The organism is Stenotrophomonas sp. SAU14A_NAIMI4_8, assembly GCF_003086695.1.
Taxonomy (GTDB): domain Bacteria; phylum Pseudomonadota; class Gammaproteobacteria; order Xanthomonadales; family Xanthomonadaceae; genus Stenotrophomonas.
In genome coordinates this window covers 4,421,396-4,439,023 of record NZ_CP025999.1, presented here as the reverse complement: position 1 = coordinate 4,439,023, position 17,628 = coordinate 4,421,396, and the positions used below count along the sequence as shown (strand labels likewise).

15 protein-coding genes are annotated in these 17,628 nt (G+C 68.4%); 7 read left to right on the top strand and 8 right to left on the bottom strand.

Annotated features, from left to right (window positions below):
• Positions 1-46 precede the first annotated feature (46 nt).
• From C1930_RS19950 to C1930_RS19925, 6 genes are all read right to left on the bottom strand, one after another.
• Positions 47-445, bottom strand: coding sequence for a hypothetical protein (locus tag C1930_RS19950; RefSeq protein ID WP_108772490.1), 399 nt, complete (start codon positions 443-445; stop codon positions 47-49).
• Between the two features lie 94 nt (positions 446-539).
• Positions 540-2,579: an FUSC family protein gene (locus C1930_RS19945; RefSeq protein WP_108772489.1), complete on the bottom strand. Its 2,040-nt coding sequence runs from the start codon at positions 2,577-2,579 to the stop codon at positions 540-542.
• A 3-nt stretch (positions 2,580-2,582) separates the two neighbouring features.
• Positions 2,583-4,043 carry an efflux transporter outer membrane subunit gene (locus C1930_RS19940; protein WP_108772488.1) on the bottom strand — a complete coding sequence of 487 codons (1,461 nt, stop codon included), beginning with the start codon at positions 4,041-4,043 and terminating at the stop codon, positions 2,583-2,585.
• The gene (locus tag C1930_RS19935; RefSeq protein WP_199912388.1) at positions 4,040-4,954 is read right to left on the bottom strand and encodes an HlyD family secretion protein; all 915 of its coding nucleotides are present in this window, start codon (positions 4,952-4,954) and stop codon (positions 4,040-4,042) included. The genes C1930_RS19940 and C1930_RS19935 overlap by 4 nt, the downstream gene beginning before the upstream one ends.
• The gene (locus C1930_RS19930; protein WP_108772487.1) at positions 4,951-5,160 is read right to left on the bottom strand and encodes a DUF1656 domain-containing protein; all 210 of its coding nucleotides are present in this window, start codon (positions 5,158-5,160) and stop codon (positions 4,951-4,953) included. The genes C1930_RS19935 and C1930_RS19930 overlap by 4 nt, the downstream gene beginning before the upstream one ends.
• Positions 5,161-5,263: 103 nt before the next feature.
• The gene (locus C1930_RS19925) at positions 5,264-5,719 is read right to left on the bottom strand and encodes a MarR family transcriptional regulator (protein ID WP_108751397.1); all 456 of its coding nucleotides are present in this window, start codon (positions 5,717-5,719) and stop codon (positions 5,264-5,266) included.
• Between the two features lie 598 nt (positions 5,720-6,317).
• Here C1930_RS19925 and folE point away from each other — a divergent pair.
• From folE to C1930_RS19900, 4 genes are all read left to right on the top strand, one after another.
• Positions 6,318-6,929: a GTP cyclohydrolase I FolE gene (folE, locus tag C1930_RS19915; RefSeq protein WP_108751396.1), complete on the top strand. Its 612-nt coding sequence runs from the start codon at positions 6,318-6,320 to the stop codon at positions 6,927-6,929.
• Between the two features lie 115 nt (positions 6,930-7,044).
• Positions 7,045-8,514, top strand: coding sequence for a DUF3375 domain-containing protein (locus C1930_RS19910; protein ID WP_108757572.1), 1,470 nt, complete (start codon positions 7,045-7,047; stop codon positions 8,512-8,514).
• Positions 8,501-9,202, top strand: a complete 702-nt coding sequence (locus tag C1930_RS19905) for a DUF4194 domain-containing protein (RefSeq protein WP_108757571.1) — start codon at positions 8,501-8,503, stop codon at positions 9,200-9,202. The genes C1930_RS19910 and C1930_RS19905 overlap by 14 nt, the downstream gene beginning before the upstream one ends.
• 16 nt (positions 9,203-9,218) lie before the next feature.
• Positions 9,219-12,599 (top strand): SbcC/MukB-like Walker B domain-containing protein, encoded by a 3,381-nt coding sequence (locus C1930_RS19900; protein ID WP_108754644.1) that lies wholly within the window; start codon positions 9,219-9,221, stop codon positions 12,597-12,599.
• 88 nt (positions 12,600-12,687) lie between these two features.
• On the opposite strand, the gene C1930_RS19895 is transcribed toward C1930_RS19900, so the two are convergent.
• Positions 12,688-13,467 carry a TSUP family transporter gene (locus C1930_RS19895; RefSeq protein ID WP_108772634.1) on the bottom strand — a complete coding sequence of 260 codons (780 nt, stop codon included), beginning with the start codon at positions 13,465-13,467 and terminating at the stop codon, positions 12,688-12,690.
• Positions 13,468-13,550: 83 nt separating this feature from the next.
• On the opposite strand from C1930_RS19895, the gene C1930_RS19890 reads away from it, so the two are divergent.
• Positions 13,551-13,943, top strand: coding sequence for a YchJ family metal-binding protein (locus C1930_RS19890; protein ID WP_108772633.1), 393 nt, complete (start codon positions 13,551-13,553; stop codon positions 13,941-13,943).
• A gap of 3 nt (positions 13,944-13,946) precedes the next feature.
• On the opposite strand, the gene C1930_RS19885 is transcribed toward C1930_RS19890, so the two are convergent.
• Complete coding sequence (locus tag C1930_RS19885) at positions 13,947-15,227, bottom strand: GGDEF domain-containing protein (RefSeq protein ID WP_108772485.1); 1,281 nt, start codon at positions 15,225-15,227, stop codon at positions 13,947-13,949.
• Between the two features lie 141 nt (positions 15,228-15,368).
• On the opposite strand from C1930_RS19885, the gene egtB reads away from it, so the two are divergent.
• Positions 15,369-16,640, top strand: a complete 1,272-nt coding sequence (egtB, locus tag C1930_RS19880) for an ergothioneine biosynthesis protein EgtB (protein WP_108757569.1) — start codon at positions 15,369-15,371, stop codon at positions 16,638-16,640.
• Entirely contained in the window at positions 16,637-17,617 is a 981-nt protein-coding gene (gene egtD, locus C1930_RS19875; RefSeq protein ID WP_108757568.1) for an L-histidine N(alpha)-methyltransferase, read from the top strand. Before egtB ends, egtD begins: the two co-directional genes overlap by 4 nt.
• The last annotated feature ends 11 nt before the right edge of the window (positions 17,618-17,628 follow it).

The window sequence follows — 17,628 nt, the reverse complement described above, 5'->3', positions numbered from 1 at the left end:
GTCGCTGTTGATTCGGCAGGTGCAGGGCGCCGCCCTGCCGCCACGTTCATTCCGCGATCAACACCAGGCCATCGGGGAAGACGATCGCGGCTTCATCGGCGCTGAGATCGAAGAAGCCCACGCCGTGCTGTTCGGCCAGGTCCTGCACGCGGCCATGCGCGCGCTCGGCCACCGAGTAGGCGAAGGCACCGTAGATCACCTGGCGGCCGATGCTGTAATCGGTCACTTCGGCGCGTTCGTCATCATCGTTGCTCAGCGGACCATTCATCGGCGGGAACTCCCGCGCCATGTCCGCAAACCAGGCCTGCAGCGCCGGGCTGCTGACCGCCGGGTCGTCGTACTCGTGGTTCTCGCCCCATTGCACCTGCTTCTCGAACCAGGCGATGAAGGCCGCCGCCTCGCGTGGCGCCGCGCTGGCCTCGAAGACCATCATGTCGTAACTCATTGAACCGTCCTGTTGCAGCGCCGGGGTCGGATCCCTCTCCGCAGGAGAGGGCTCTGACCCCATCGCAGGGTCTGTGGCTGCACAGGGTATCGCGCTACGGCTGTCCGGCCGCACTGATCGCCACGCCCGGTGCCAGCGCCTTGGCTTCGGGGAACAATGCAAAGCGCACGCCGATCAGGCCCATCAGCGCTTCATCGCGCGCCTTGCAGGCGGCCACGTTGCCCACGCGCCCCAGCGAGGCATCCAACCGTTCGCGCAGCGCTTCGCTGGCGGCGATCGGTCGACGTGCCGCCACCTGGCGGCGGTAGTGCGCGGCCAGTTCTTCCAGGATGTGTTCCACTGCTTCGCGGCTGCGCTCCGGCAGTTCCAGCCGGGCCCGGCGCAGCTGCAGGATGTTCAGACCGATGCGCGCCTCGTTGAGCATGTCCACCGACGCAATATCGCTGCCTTCCGGCGTTGCTGCCAGGCGCGGCGCCAGCAGGCCCAGCAGATCCAGCATGCGCGCGGCGAAGCGCTGGCGATCCTGCTGGCCGCGCCCTTCGGCGGCCTCGGCCAGCGTGGTCCAGCCTTGCCGTACCAGCCGGCGCGCGGTCCATTCGGCACCCACCGAACGGAACAGGCGGGTCATCACCACGGCAAAGCCAATACCGATGAACATCGCAATGGACGAGTTGAGGAAGCTCTGGATGTTGGCGCTGTAGGTGTTCTGCAGGCTCAGCAGCGCGGCCAGGTTCACCGTCAGCGGCAGCGCGAACAGCGCGCTCTTGGGGTGGTGCAGCAGCAGGCCCAGCGGCAGGAACGCCACCGCCAGCACCAGCGCCAGCAGGCCGAAGTCATGCACGGCCGGGAATACGCCGAACAGATACACGCCGGCCACCAGCGATGCGACGATGGCCCAGACCAGGAACGAGACCATGCTCGGCGCCGGATCATCCTGTGCGGCGAAGAAGGCCGCCGTCACCGCCGCCATCATCGCGCCGTTGCCACCGCCCTCCCAGCCCAGGCCAATCCACAGCACGCAGTAGCTCATCAGGGCCACGCCGGCGCTGAGCGCGGAGAACAGCGCCATGCCGTAGTCCACGTGCTTGTCGGTGGCCACGCGCTCGGTGCGGATGCGGTAGTGCGCGCGGTCCAGCGGTGCGGTGCCGTGGTCGATGGCGTGCTGCAGGGTGCGGCAGTCCTGCCACAGGTCCACCAGCTCCTCCAGGCGCAGCAGCAGGCTGGCCAGCTGCAGGTGCTGCAGGTCGCGGTCCACCTGCGGCTTCAGGGCGCTGATGCGGGCGTGCAGGCGCGCGTAGTCGCTGGCGCTGGCAGGGGTGTCGATCCACGCGCGGATATCGTCCACCAGTTCCGGCAGGCCCTGCGGCAGTACCTGGCCGTGGCTGCGCAACGCGCTCAAGCGGTCGGCAATGGACGACAGCACCGGCAGCAACAGCAGCATGCGCTCACGCAGCCGTTCCATCGAAACGGCGGAGCCGGCATGGCGTGGATCGTCGCGGCGCAGGAACTCGATCAGGGCCTCGAACTGCACCAGATCGGCGGCCAGCCGGTTGCGCGGCGCATGCGCGCGGCCGCGCTCCAGGATCTGCCGGCACCACTGCGCGGCGTCCTCCATCCAGTTGTTGATGCGCCCGCGCAGCATCGGCCGCACCGAGGCGGGGAACAGCAGCGAAGCGAACAACACCGCCACCACCGTGCCGAGGATGATCTCCTCACTGCGCGCCACCACCGTGTCGAAGATCGTTTCCGGTGAGGTGACGGCCGGGAAGCCGATGAAGGCGGTGGTGTAGCCGGCCAGCAGGAACGCATAGCCGCGTGGGCCGCGGTTGAGCAGGGCCAGGAACAGGCAGGCGGCCAGCCAGATCGACATGGCCGCGCTCAGCACCATCGGCGTTTCCACCAGCGCCGGCAGTACCAGCAGGGTGGCCAGGCCGGCCACCAGGGTGCCAACAATGCGGTACACGCCCTTGGCCCGGGTCGGGCCCAGCAGCGGCTGGCTGACGATGTACACCGTGCCCATCGCCCAGTACGGGCGGGACAGGTTGCCGGCCATGGCGATGTACAGCGCCGCGATCGCGGCCAGGTAGGTCTTGATCGAAAACAGCCACGCCTGGCGGTCGGTCAGTCCGTCCATCGCTTACTTCGCCGGGGCCTGTGCGGTGGCGGGGGCAACCGTGGTCTGCCAGCCGCCGCCCAGCACCAGGAACAGATGGATCTGGTCGCGCGACACCTGCGCTTCGGCGGCGGCCAGGGTGGCATCGCTGGTGGCCAGGCTGCGGTCGGCATCCAGGCTGGACAGGTACGGCGTGCGCCCACCCTGGTACAGCCGGCGGTTCTGCTCGGCGGCCAGCGCGGCCTGCTGTTGCGCTTCGCGCAGTGACTGCAGGCGGCGCAGGTCCTGTGCATAGCGGTCCAGTGCGGTCTGGGTCTCGCGCAGGGCCTGCAGCACCGCATGGTCGAACTCGGCCAGGGCGGCATCGGCACCGGCTTCGGCGGCGTGGATGCGCGCATGCGTACCCGAAGACGGCAGCGTCCAGGAGATCAGCGGGCCGATCGACCACTGCTGGGTCATCGGCGTGCCGAAGTCCTCCAGCAGGCCGGCCGCGCCCAGCGAGGCGCCCAGGCGGATGTCCGGGTACAGCTCGGCCGTGGCCACGCCGATACGCGCGGTGGCCGAGGCCAGCTTGCGTTCGGCCTGGCGGATATCGGGGCGGCGCTGCAGCAGGGCGCGGCCATCACCCACCGGCAGCGGCTGCGCCAGGCGTGGCGCATCGGCGCAGTCGATCACCCCGGCAGGCAGCTGGCCAGGGGTCTGGCCCAGCAGGGCGGCCAGCGAATAGGCCGCGGCCGATCGCTGTGCGCGCAACGGCGGCAGCGCGGCCTCCAGCAGGGCGACCTGAGCGTTGGCGCGGGCCAGCTCCGGCGGCGTGCCACGGCCGGCATTGATCAGCCGCTGGGTGACCGAACGGCTGCGCTGCTGCAGCTGCAGTGAATGCTCGGCCACGTGCAGTTCGTGGTTGGCGTGGCAGATTTCCAGGTAGCTGTCGGCCACTTCGGCCACCACGCTCACCTGGGCCAGGTCGCGCGCGGCGGCCACCGATTGTTCGTCGGCGTGTGCCGCCTCGGCACCGCGCTTGAGCTTGCCGAACAGATCGAACTGGTAGCTGACGGCGAACTTGCCGTCGGCCAGGTTGATCACCGGCAGTTCGTGTTCCTGCAGGAACGACTCGGCTGACAACTGTGCGCGGCTGATGCCGGCCTCGGCTTCGTACTCGAAGCCACCGGCATCCATCGCCTGCTCGTACACGGCGGCGGCACGGCGCAGGTGCGCATCGGCCGCCTTCAGCTCGACGTTGTCACGCAGCGCCTGGGTGATCAGCCCGTCCAGCACCGGGTCGTTGTACAGCGACCACCAGCGGTCGGGCAGCGCCTGGTTGGCGGCCACGTCCGGGTTCTGGGTGTCGATGAAGACCGCATTGGCCTGCGGGCGCTTGAACGCCGAGCCTTCCGGCAGGGCGTAATCCGGGCCCACGGTCTTGCAGGCCGCCAGGCTGGCCAGGGCGACGATAAGGCCGAGACGGGGCAGGGTGGTGTTCACAGGCCCGCCTGTGTCGGCGTGGCGCCGGCCTTGTCTGCGTGCTTGCTGTGGGTGTCGACGGTCACCGTTGCGGTACGGCCGGAGATCAGCTGCACGCCTTCGGGGACCTCGTCGATGGCGATGCGCACCGGGATGCGCTGCGCCAGCCGCACCCAGTCGAAGGCCGGGGTCACGTTCGGCAGCAGGCTGCTGCCGTTGCTGCGGTAGCGGTCTTCGATGCCGGCGGCGATGCTTTCCACGTGGCCGGTCAGCGCGATGTCCTCGCCCATCAGGCGGATGTCCACGCGCTGGCCCGGGGCCACGCCACGCAGGCGGGTTTCCTCGAAGTAGCCATCGATGCGGAACGAGCCGGTATCCAGCAGCGCCAGCACCGGCTTGCCGGCCACCACATAGTCGCCCACGCGCATGGTGCGGTCGTTCACCCGGCCATCGGCCGGCGCGCGCACTTCGGTGCGGGCCAGGTTCAACTCGGCCAGATCCACGGCGGCCTGTGCGGTGGCCAATGCGGCCTGCGCGGCCTGCAGCTTGGCCCGGCGCACTTCGGCGTCCTCGGCGGCCACCAGGTCCTGCAGGCTGCGGTCGCGGCCGATCTCGCGGCGCAGCTGGGCCACCGAGGCCTGGCGTTCGGCCAGGCTGGCGCGGGCCTGTTCCAGGGCGATGCGGTAGCGCGCGCGGTCGACCACGAACAGCAGATCGCCCTTCTTCACGGCTTGGTTGTCGGCCACGTCCACGGCCTCCACCAGCCCAGAGACATCCGGCGCCACCTGCACCACGTCGGCACCGACGTGGGCATCGCGGGTCCACGGCTCATCCATGTAATAGACCCAGAGCTGGCGCAGCACCAGCAGGGCAACGATCACGGCGGCACCGGTGAGCAGCACCGGCAGGGTCTTTTTCACGATCTTGTTCACGATTGCATCCAAAGCAGAAGGTGGAACAGCGCACCCAGCACGATGCCGTACAGGGCCAGGTTGAACAGTGGCGGGTGCCAGACATGGCGATAGGCGCCGGCACGCTGCAGCAGCGCGTGCAGGCCGCTGTTGACCAGGTAGGCCAGCAGCATCAGCCCGAGCAGGGTCGGGACGAACACTCCGTGGAGACTGAATTCACCGGGCATCGGTAGGGGGGGCGGTAGTAGGGAAGGGGGAGGAGCAACAACAACAACGCGACAACGCCGCTGGCGCGTCCACGGCAGCGGCGCACGCAGGGGCAGTGCGGGCTTACGTGATGCGGTCGGCGGCCTCGCCCAGCAGGCGCCATGCCTTCAGCACGGCGTGCAGTTCATCCATGGTCAGTTCGCCGAACACGTCCTGGCGCAGGCCGATCAACTGTTCTTCCAGCTCGCGCACCAGGGTCTGGCCTTCATCGGTCAGCCACAGCAGGTTGGCGCGGCGGTCGCTGGCATCGCTTTCGCGACGGACCAGATCGCTGGCGCACAGCTTGTCCAGCAGGCGCACCAGCGAGGGACCTTCCATGCCCAGTTGCTGGGCCAGCGCCACCTGGCGGATGCCACCGCCGGAGCGGCCGATCATCAGCAGGGGCATGGTGCAGGCGGTGGAGATGCCGTAGCTGCCCAACCGGCTGTCAGCCAGGCGCTGCCACTGCCGCCCTGCGTACAGCAGGCCGGAGCTGAGCTGCATCTGCAGCCGGGTGCGCTCGTCGAGGGGTCGGTCCATAAGAGATAGATAGGATACTACTAATTTCATTCCTATCAATAGGTTTTGCTGAATGGGTCGGTGTGTTGAGGAAAGCGTTGCGCCTGCCTTGCGTCGGGTGGGGCAGCGGGGGCCGGACGGTGCAGGACACGCCGCAAGTACGTCCCTGTAGGCTCGGCCGCGGCATCCATGCCGCGGACGGTCCTGCCCCGCCCGGCCCCCGCTGCCCTCCCATCACCCCGCGAGCGCGGTGGGTTGGCTCTTTAAAGGCAAAAGCAGAAGCAGTGCGGACCAACGGTCCGCACCCACCACAGCAGCGGCGCGCGGTGCGTCCGAAGCCATGAACCCCAGCTTTTGACCCCGCTTTCGGGCGGTCCGGCCGCGTCCGCAGGAAACCGTCAGGGAGCTGCGGGGGAGGGCAGGCAGGACCGCAGGCGCCATGGATGGCGCCTACGAGCCTACAGGGACGTACTTGCGGCGTGTCCTGCCTGCCCTCCCCCGTAACTCCAGACCGATAACAAGAAGGCGCAGCAAGAACCCCCCGATGAACCCGACCCACAGGACGACCCACCCCCCGGTCGGGTACGATGCTCGCCCCCCGTTCGGGACGCTGTACGCAATGAGCAAGAACAACGAAAAGGCCGCCCCGCAGGGCGATGTGACCCAGGACCAGGCCGAGGATGCGGTGCGCACCCTGCTGCGCTGGGCCGGCGAGGACCCGTCCCGTGAAGGCCTGCTGGATACCCCGCGCCGCGTGGCCGAGGCCTATGGCGACTGGTTCAGCGGCTACCGCGACGACCCGCGTGCGTACATGGAACGCACCTTCGAGGAAGTGGCCGGCTACGACGAACTGATCGTGCTGCGCGACATCGAATACGAAAGCCACTGCGAACACCACATGGCGCCGATCATCGGCCGCGTGCACGTCGGCTACCTGCCGGCCGGCAAGGTGGTGGGCATCAGCAAGCTGGCCCGCGTGGTCGAAGCCTACGCCCGTCGCTTCCAGGTGCAGGAAAAGATGACCGCGCAGATCGCCCAGTGCATCCAGGACGTGCTGCAGCCGATCGGCGTGGGCGTGGTCGTCGAAGGCGCCCATGAATGCATGACCACCCGCGGCATCCACAAGCGTGGCGTCAGCATGGTCACCTCCAAGATGCTGGGCAGCTTCCGCGACGACGCGCGTACCCGCGCCGAGTTCCTGCGCTTCATCGAAGTGGGCACCAAGCGCTGAGCCGCTTGCCTGCGCCCCGCCGGCCCGCCGTGGCCGGCCGCGCCCGCGCGGCCGCATTGCATGCGGCCGCCTGCGGCTGCCTTCCGCACCCCGCCAACCTGATCACTGTCGCTGCATGAAGCACCGCGAACGCATCTCCCGTTACCGCACCCTGCGCGAACAGCCGCAGTGGAAGCTGCTGGCTGCCGACCATGCTCCGGAAATCATCGGCCTGTTGCAGGGCCTGCTGATGGACGGCGAGCGCACGCTGCCCTCGGCGGTGCTGCACGAACGCCTGCAGCGCGCCCTGGACCAGCTCAACAGCGATGAACTGTCGCGCGACCTGCCGCGTACCGCGCAGGCCTACATCGCGCACTGGCTCGCCCAGGGCTGGCTGGAGCGCCGCCTGCCCGACGGCGCCGACCAGGAACAGTACGAACTGTCCACCCCCGCGCTGCAGGCCATCCGTTTCGCCGACAGCCTGGAACAGGCCCGCGTGGCCGCCACCGAAAGCCGTCTGGCGCTGGTGATCGAACAGCTCTCGCAGCTGGCCGCACAGACCGAATCGGACCCGGACGCGCGCCTGTCCGCGCTGCGCGACGAGCGCGACCGCATCGATGCGGAAATCGCCCGCGTCAGCGCTGGCCGGGTGATTGCCCTGGACGGCAAGCGCGCGCTGGAACGCACCCGTCAGATCATCGGCCTGGCCGACGAGCTGACCGAAGACTTCCGCCGCGTGCGTGATGACTTCGAGCAGCTCAACCGCGATTTCCGCGAGCGCATCATCGACGACGAAGGCGAGCGCGGCGACGTGCTGTCGCAGCTGTTCGAAGGCGTGGACGTGATCGGCGAGAGCGATGCCGGCCGCAGCTTCCAGGCGTTCTGGCGGCTGCTCAACGATGCCGAACAGAGCGCCCAGCTCGATGCCGCGCTGGAAGCGGTGCTGGCGCGTGGCTTTGCCCGCCGCCTGGACCGCAACGAACGCAACTTCCTGCGCAGCTTCACCAGCACCATGCTCGAGCGTGGCGGCCAGGTGCACGACGTACTGCAGAACTTCGCGCGCAGCCTGCGCGGTTTCGTGCAGAGCCGTGGCTACCTGGAACAGCGCCGCTTGAACCAGCTGCTGAAGCAGGCCCAGTCCGAAGCGCTGGCGCTGCGCGACGAATTCCCGGCCCAGCGCGGGATCGGTCGCGACCTGCAGCTGACCACCAGCCGCCTGCGTTCGTGGTCGCAGTGGAAGCTGCACGATCCGCGCAGCGCGCAGGTCGATGGCAACGTTGAATACAACGATGCGGCCAGCATCAGCCTGGAAAGCGTGGGCGACCTGGTGGCCTCGTCGGAAATCGATTTCCGCACCCTGCGCCGTGACCTGCACGATCTGCTGGACGCGCAGCCGCGCCTGAGCATTGCCCAGGCACTTTCGCAGCGCGAAGCCCCGCAGGGCCTGGGCAGTGTCATCGGCTACCTGTCGCTGGGCACGCGTTTTGGCAACGTGGTGGCTGGCGAGCAGGAGCTTGCGCAATGGCGCGGCGGCGACGGCCAGGTACGCCGCGCACGTATTCCGCTGGTTTGGTTCACCCAGGAGAGACGCCATGAGCTGGCATGAAGACCCCATCGAAGCAGCGGCGGACGACCTGGTCGAAGACGCCTACGAAGCCGAACCGGCACCGGCGGCCTCGCAGCCGCGCCGCGGCAACGATGTCTATTACATGGGCGACACCGGTCGCCTGCCGCTGGATGCGCGCCGCGCGCTGTGCCAGCTGCTGATCGGCCCCAGCATCGACCAGCTGCGCCACGCCAAGCTGTGGCCGGCGCTGATCCGCAGCGAAGCCGGCATCCGCTCGGCGCTGGCCGATCTGTTCCTGGAACTGGTGCTGGACCGCGACAGCGGCGTGGCGTTCACCCGCCAGGCCGACACCGAAGACGTGGATGCGCCGGTGCTGCTGCGTACCTCGCCGCTGACCTTCATCGACTCGGTGCTGCTGCTGTTCCTGCGCCAGCAGTTGGCCGAGGCAGACGCGCGTGGCAACCGTGCCGTGGTCGCCGATGCCGAGATGGCCGAAGCACTGGCCATCTATGAAAAGAACCTGTCCACCGACCGCGCCGGCTTCAACCGCCGCGTGGCGTCGGCCGTGCAGAAGATGAAGGACAACCACATCCTGACCCGCCTGAGCGGCCAGGAAGACCGCCACGAAGTCTCGCCGGCGCTGAAGCTGCTGTTCTCCGCCGAAGACGTGTCCCAGCTTTCGGCGGTCTACCGCCAGCTGCGCGAAACCCCGGCCGCCGAGGCCTGAGAGACCCGACCACCGCATGGCCATTTCCAAGCACACTCCCGCCCTGTTCAACGACGGCCTGCCCGACCCGCGCCTGCAGCAGTTCCGCATGCGCCGCCTGCAGGTGCACAACTGGGGCACCTTCAACGGCCTGACCGAAGTGCCGATCGCCGAGCGTGGCTTCCTGTTCGTCGGCCGCTCCGGCTCGGGCAAGTCCACCCTGCTCGATGCGATGTCTGCGCTGCTTACGCCGCCGGCCATCGTCGACTTCAACGCCGCCGCCCGCGAAGCCGAGCGCAGTGGCCGCGACCGCAACCTGGTGTCGTATGTGCGCGGCGCCTGGGCCGACCAGCAGGACAGTGGCACCGGCGAAATCGCCACCCAGTACCTGCGCAAGGGCGCCACCTGGACCGCCCTGGTGCTGGAGTACCGCGCCGGTGACGGCCGCGTGGTCAGCCTGGTGCGCCTGCTGTGGATCTCCGGCAACGGCACCTCGGCCGGCGATGTGCGCAAGCACTACATGATCGCCGAGCGTCCGTTCGACATCGCCAAGGACCTGGGCGGCTTCGACCTGGACCTGCGCAAGCTGAAGCAGAAGCTGGCCGACGTCCACCATTTCGACACGTTCTCTGGCTATGCAGAGCGCTTCCGCGACCTGCTGGGCATCGACAACGAGATGGCGCTGCGCCTGCTGCACAAGACCCAGTCTGCCAAGAACCTGGGCGACCTGAACGTCTTCCTGCGCGACTTCATGCTCGATACGCCGCGCACCTTCGATGCGGCCGAGCGCCTGGTCAGCGATTTCGCCGAACTGGATGGCGCGCACCAGGCCGTGGTGACCGCGCGTCGCCAGGTGGAAACTCTGCTGCCGGCGCGCGCCCACTACAACGACCTGAAGGAAATGTCGCGCCAGCGCGGCGACGACGAAGCCCTCAAGCTGGGCATCGACAGTTTCCGCGAAAGCCGCCGCCAGCTGCTGATCGAAGCGCGCCTGCGCGAGATGGACGTGCGCGACCGCGGCCTGCTGGGCGAGGAATCGCAGCGGCGTGCCGCGCTGGACAACCACACCGAGCGCCTGGCCGAACTGGAACTGCAGCGCCGCCAGCAGGGCGGCGAACGCATCGAGGAACTGGAACGCGAGCAGGGCCGCGCCGAAGCCGAGCGCGACCGTCGCCTGGCCAAGTACAACCAGGCCCGCGAGGCCGCGCAGAAGCTGCAGGCCGAACTGCCCGACGATGCACACGGCTTTGCCGAGCTGGTCGCGCAGGCGCAGACCGAACTGCAGGACCGCCAGCGTGCCTCCAGCGCCCTGGACGATGCGATCAGCGACCGCCTGGGCGGCAAGCGCGATGACGAGCGCCGCTTCAGCGAAGTGCGTGGCGAGCTGGAGGCGATGCAGCGCACGCCTTCCAACATTCCCGCGCCCATGCAGAAGCTGCGCGCGCGCCTGGCCGAAGAGACCGGCATTTCCGAAGCGGCACTGCCGTTCGTCGGCGAGCTGATCCAGGTACGTTCGGACGAACAGGCCTGGCAGGGTGCCATCGAGCGTGTGCTGGGCGGCTTCGCGCTGTCGCTGCTGGTCGATGACAAGCACTACAACGACGTGGCCGAGTGGGTGAACCGCACCCACCTGGGCATGCGTTTCACCTACTACCGCGTGCGCCGCAACGATGAGGCCTTTGCCCGTGAGCCGTCGGGCCGTTCGCTGCTGCACAAGCTGGAACTGCGCGACCACGTGTTCGAAAGCTGGCTGCGCCGCGAGCTGGGCAAGCGCTTCGACTACGAATGCGTGGATGCCAAGCAGCTGCGCAACGTCGATCGCGGCATCACCCGCGAAGGCCAGGTCAAGCACCCGGGCGACCGTTTCGAGAAGGATGACCGCAGCGCAGTCGGTGACCGCCGCCGCTGGATCCTGGGCTTCAACAACCACGACAAGGTCGGTGCGTTCGAGAAGGAAGCGCAGGAACTGGCCAAGCGCATCGCTGGCTGCGAGACCGACATCGCGCGCCTGCGTGGCCAGCGTGACCGTGACAACGAACGCCGCCTGGCCTGCCATGAACTGGTGGGCATCAGCTGGAACGAGATCGACATCGCCGCCCCGCAGCAGCGCGTGGCCGATATCGAAGCCAGCCTGCGCGACCTGCGCGAAGGCAATGCCGACTTGGCCCGCCTTGCGCAGCAGATCGATGCGGTACGCGCCGATATCGAACAGGCCCGCCGCACCTACGAAGACACCCGCGTGGAGCGTGGCCAGCTGGTGCGCGAACGCGACCGCCTGGACCGTGCACGGCAGCAGAGCCGTGCGCTGGTGCTGCCGGCGCTGGCCCAGGAGCAGGAAGCCGGGCTGGCCGAGCGCCTGCAGGAGCAGGGCCCGCTCAGCCTGGAAACTCTGGAAGCGCACATGCGCCAGGTCAGCAACGCGCTGAACGAGCAGTTGTCGTCCTCGCAACAGGACGTCAACCGCGTCGAAAACCTGCTGCTGGGCTGCTTCCGCCGCTTCATCCAACAGTGGCCGGAAGAATCGGGCGACTTCACCGTCTCGGTGGCGTCGGCCGATGATTTCCTGGCCCGTCTGGAACGCCTGGAGCGCGACGGCCTGCCGCAGCACGAAGAGCGCTTCTTCGACCTGCTGCAGAACCAGAGCAAGAACAACCTGCTGGCCCTGCAGCGCCACAGCGCCGAGGCCCGCAAGTCGATCGGCCAGCGCCTGGACGAAGTGAACGCCAGCCTGGAACAGGTGCCGTTCAACCGCGGCACCCTGTTGACCATCGAGCTGAGCGATCGCCGTCTGCCGGAAGTGGGCGAGTTCCACCAGCAGCTGCGTGAAGTCCTGTCGCAGCAGCAGACCGAACAGCGCGAAGTGGCCGAATCGCAGTTCACCGTGCTGCGCCAGCTGGTGAACCGGCTGGGTTCGCAGGAAGGCGAGGACAAGCGCTGGCGCGAACTGGTGCTGGACGTGCGCATGCACGTGGAGTTCATCGGCGTGGAACTGGATGCCGAAACGCGCCAGCAGGTGGAAATCTACCGCAGCGGCGCCGGCAAATCCGGCGGCCAGCGGCAGAAGCTGGCCACCACCTGCCTGGCCGCAGCGCTGCGCTACCAGTTGGGCGGCGCCGACAGCCAGCTGCCCAGCTATGCCGCCGTGGTGCTCGACGAAGCCTTCGACAAGGCCGACAACGAGTTCACCGCGTTGGCCATGAACATCTTCGACAACTTCGGTTTCCAGATGGTGGTGGCCACCCCGCTGAAATCGGTGATGACGCTGGAGCCGTTCATTGGCGGCGCCTGCTTCGTCGAAATCAGCGGCCGCCACGATTCAGGCGTGCTGCTGATCGAGTACGACGAAGAAGGCAAGCGCCTGAAGCTGCCCGAGCGCAGCCGCCAGCAGGCCAGCGAGCCGGAAGAAGCCGACGCCTGATGGGTACGCCGGGCCACGCCCGGCGGCTCTCTACCGCAGAAACAGCGTGCCAACCAAGGTTGGCACCTACCGGGTCATGGCGTCGCGCTCACGCGCCGCGGAACGTGTCCCACGCCATCCGCGCGATCAACACCACCACCAGGCCCACGAACAGCTTGCGGATGAAGGGCGTGCCGCCCTTCAATGCCAGCCGCGTGCCCACCACCGAACCGATGATGTTCGCCGCCGCCATCGGCAGCGCGAACAGCCACAGGATGTTGCCGGTGGGAATGAAGAACGAGATCGCGGCCACGTTGGTGGCCAGGTTCACCACCTTCGATGCGGCCGAGGCGCGCAGGAAGTCCAGGCCGAAGAAGCGAACGAACAGGAAGATCAGGAAGCTGCCCGTGCCCGGCCCGAAGAAGCCGTCGTAGAAGCCGATGGCCGCGCCGATCGCCAGCGCGATCACCAGCTCGCGGCGGCCGATCTCCTGCGGCCGGTGCAGGGCGCCGAAGTCCTTCTTCCACAGCGTGTAGCCCAGCATCGCCACCAGCAGTACCAGCACCAGCGGGCGCACCGCGTCCTTGGGCAACAGGCTGACCGCCGTGGCACCGGCAAAGGAAAACACGAAGGCCGTGGCGGCCGCGAACAGCACCGGCTTCCACGGGAAACGCACGTTGCGCGCATAGCGCCACGCGGCCGCACCGGTGCCGAACATCGAGCTGAACTTGTTGGTGCCAAACAGCATGGCCGGTGTCTGCTGCGGCAGCACCGTGAACAGGCCGGGCAGCTGCACCAGGCCGCCGCCGCCCACGGCCGCATCGACCAGGCCGGCAATGAAGGCGATCAGCACCAGCCACCACAGTTCGGGGGGAATCAGCTCCAGCACGGCCATCAACCACAGCAGCAGGGCGCGACAGCATACGCCCATTGCCGATGGAAGCCCGCGGCGGCCCGCGCGACAATACCGGCATGAAACCCAGCCCTGCCGAAACCTGCCCCTGCGGCCTGGCCGCGCCCTACGCCGCGTGCTGCGGCCGCTACCATGCCGGTGAAGCGGCGCCCGATGCCGAGCGCCTGATGCGGTCGCGCTACAGCGCCTACGTACGCCAGCAGGCCGAGTACCTGCGCCAGACCTGGCACCCCGATACCCGTCCGGCCGAACTGTCGCTGGACGATGCGCCCGGCCAGCGTACCCATTGGCTGGGCCTGACCGTGCACGAACACACCGTCACCGGCGCCGACACCGCCGAGGTCCGCTTCACCGCCCGCTACCGCATCGGCGGCGGCAGCGCGATGAAAATGACCGAGCACAGCCGTTTCCAGCGCATCGACGGCCGCTGGTACTACCTCGACGCGGTCTGAGGCTCAGCCCGCGCGGACGGCCAGCACGCGCTGGCCGCCATGCGCGCAGACCCGGTTGCGGCCTTCTTCCTTGGCGGCATACAGGGCCTGGTCGGCTGCCTTCACCACGCCGGCCGGGCGCGGGTCCACCCGGCTGTCGGCCAGGCCGATGCTCACCGTTACCTGCACCACGGCGCCGGCGCCACCACGGCCGCGCTGCTGCTGCCCGGCGGTGTCGTCACGGCTGCGGGTGCGGCGGTCGCGCAACTGCATGCGGCTGTCCTGGATGCTCTGTCGCAGTGCTTCCACCGCTTCGACACAGGCCTGGGCGGGCCGGTCCAGGAACACCACCGCGAATTCCTCGCCGCCGTAGCGGAAGGCCCGGCCGCCATCGCCCACCCGGGCCAGCCGCGAAGCCACCAGCTTCAGCACGTCATCGCCGGTGTCGTGGCCATGGGTGTCGTTGAACTTCTTGAAGTGGTCCACATCGACCATGGCGATGCTGTAGGTGCCGGCCGCGCGCCGCAGCGTTTCGTTGAAGGCACGGCGCCCGGGCAACCCGGTCAGCTCATCGCGGAACGCCATGTGGAAGGATTCCTGCAGCGTTGCGCCCAGCAACAGCAGCAATGCCGCCACGCTCAGCGCCGGCAGCAGTGCCGGTTGCAGGTAGATGCGCGGCAGCATCCACCACAGGCACAGCAGCGCCAGCAGCATGGCCGTGTGCAGTGGCCGCGGCCGCCGCCACGCCTGCCAGCCCAGCGCCAGCGTGGCCAGCAGGAACAGCAGCGCCGGCAGCTGCGCCAGCGCGTTCCAATCGCGCGGCACCCATTCGAAATGGCGGTTGGACAGCAGGTCGTGCATGCCCTGCGGCTGTTGCGCGGCCAGCAGGATGAAGATGGCCAGCACGGTGCCGCTGGCGATCGCGCGCAGCAGCAGGTCCTGGCGGCGTCGCCCGCGCTCGGGCCACAGCGCGTGGGTGGCGAACAGCAGCGGCAGCCAGGCAGAAATGGCGTGGAAGCGCAGCGGTGTCAGCGCACTCACACGACCCTGCCGCAGGTAGTGCGCCACATCGGGGTGCAGCACGCTGAATACCGCCGCCGCCACCAGCAACAGGCACAGGGTGCGCACCTGGTTGTACATCAGCGCCAGTCCGGCGCCCAGGCAGGCCAGCAACCACGGCAGCACGCGCTGCCCGGCACGGGCCACGTCCTCGTTGCCCAAAGTGGCCCACAGCACCAGCGCAACCAGCAGGGCGGGCAGCACGAACAGGTAATGCGCAGGCTGGCGGAGCGGATGATCGGACAAGCGTGGTTCCCGCGCGGTCACGAAGCGGCCGCGGCAAAGCCGTTAGCGGCGTTGCCGCGCGCTTCTTGAATACGCAGCCTGTGAAAGCGGTGCTGGTACGCCATGACGTGGCGCTCACCCACGACGGTCGAAGCTGGCCCCATGCACAGCGCACCTGCCGCCGTCGCTGCCGCGCAGCGTGACCTTGCCCGCCAGTTCGCCCGTATCCGCGGGAGAAGCCTGCAGCTGGCCGCGCCGCTCAGCGCCGAAGACGCAATGCTGCAGAGCATGGACGATGCAAGCCCCAGCAAATGGCACCTGGCCCACACCACCTGGTTCTTCGAACGTTTCGTGCTGGCCAGCCTGCCGGGCCATGCGTGCTGGGATCCCGCCTGGGACTTCCTGTTCAACAGTTACTACAAGTCCCTGGGGCCGGCCCATGCGCGCCCCCGTCGCGGCCTGTTGTCACGGCCCTCGCTGCAGCAGGTCCGGGACTATCGCCAGCACGTGGACGAACAGGTGCTGGCACGCCTGCTCGATGGCGATCTCGGCGAGCACGCCCTGCAGCACCTGCAGCTGGGCCTGCAGCACGAACAGCAGCACCAGGAACTGCTGCTGACCGACATCAAGCACGCGTTCTGGTGCAATCCACTGCAGCCGCCCTACGATGCGTCGCTGGCGGCCGTGGCCAGCGTGCAGACGGCACAGGCCTGGATCGCACGCGAGGAAAGCATCGTGGGCATCGGCGCAGCGCCCTGGCCACGGCAGGCCGCGTTTGCCTACGACAACGAATCGCCGCCGCATCGGGTGCTGCTGCCCGCCCATGCGCTGGCCGACCGTCCCGTCAGCAACGCCGAATACCGCGCCTTCATCGAGGCCGGCGGCTATCGCGAGCCGCAGTTGTGGCTGAGCGAAGGCTGGGCGCTGTGCGAAAGCGAGGGCTGGCAGCACCCGCTGTACTGGCACGACGATCTGCAGCAGGAGTACACGCTTGGCGGCTGGCGCGCGCTCGACCCGCATGCACCGGTCTGCCATCTCAGCTATTACGAAGCCGATGCCTGTGCCCGCTGGCATGGCGCACGCCTGCCCACCGAATTCGAATGGGAAGCTGCGGCGGCGTCGCAGCCAGCGGTCGGTCACTTCGCCGACGATGACCGCCTGCATCCGTACGCGGGGCAGGGCAGCGGCCTGCGCCAGCTGTTCGGCGATGTGTGGGAATGGACCAGCAGCGCCTACGGCGCCTATCCCGGCTTCCGTCCCTTCGCCGGAAACCTGGGCGAATACAACGGCAAGTTCATGTGCGGGCAGTGGGTACTGCGCGGCGGCAGCTGCGCCACCCCGCGCGGCCATGTGCGTGCCAGCTACCGCAACTTCTTCATGCCACCGGCGCGTTGGCAGTTTTCCGGCCTGCGCCTAGCCAAGGATCTTCCATGAGTACCGTACAGGACGCGCTGCAGGCGCTGACCGATCTCACCCCCGGCCGCCAGCAGCTGCTTGCCGATGCCGTGGCCGGCCTCTCGCGGGCGCAGCGACAGCTGCCGTCCAAGTACTTCTACGATGCGCACGGCTCGCGTCTGTTCGAACGCATCACCCACACCCCCGAGTACTACCCCACGCGCACCGAACTGGCGCTGCTGGACCAGGTGCTGCCCGACATCGCGCGGCGGGTGGGCCCGCACGCGCACGTGGTCGAACTGGGCAGTGGCAGTGGCCGCAAGACCGCACGCCTGCTGGATGCACTGCACCAGCCGGTGGCCTATACCCCCATCGAGATCTCGCGCGCAGCCCTGCTGTCCAGCATCGAGCTGCTCGCCCCGGCATTGCCGCACGTGGAAATGTTGCCGGTCTGCGCCGATTTCACCCGCCCGGTGCAGGTGCCGCTGCCGACCTGCCCGGCGGCGCGGCGGCTGGTGTTCTTCCCCGGCTCGACCCTGGGCAACTTTGCCGGCGATGATGCGATCGCCCTGCTGCGTGCCATGCGCCAGACCATGGGCGCGGACGGCCTGGCACTGATCGGCATCGATCTGCACAAGGACCCGGCATTGATCGAAGCCGCCTACAACGACGCCGACGGCATCACCGCCGCCTTCACCCTGAACCTGCTGACCCGCCTGAACCGCGAAGTCGGCAGTGACTTCGATCTGCAGGGTTTCCGCCACCAGGCGCGCTACAGCACCGCCCGCCTGCGCATCGAGACCGATCTGGTCAGCCAGTGCGAGCAGGACGTGCATCTGGATGGCCGCACGTTCCACTTCCAGGCAGGTGAACCCATCCGGGTCGAGTACAGCCACAAGTACACCGATGCCAGTTTCGACCACCTGCTGCAGCAGGCCGGCCTGGAGGCCGTTGCCCACTGGAATGCATCCGACCCGGCGTACGGCCTGCGCCTGCTGCGCGCCAGCGCCCAGTGACGGCAGCGCCG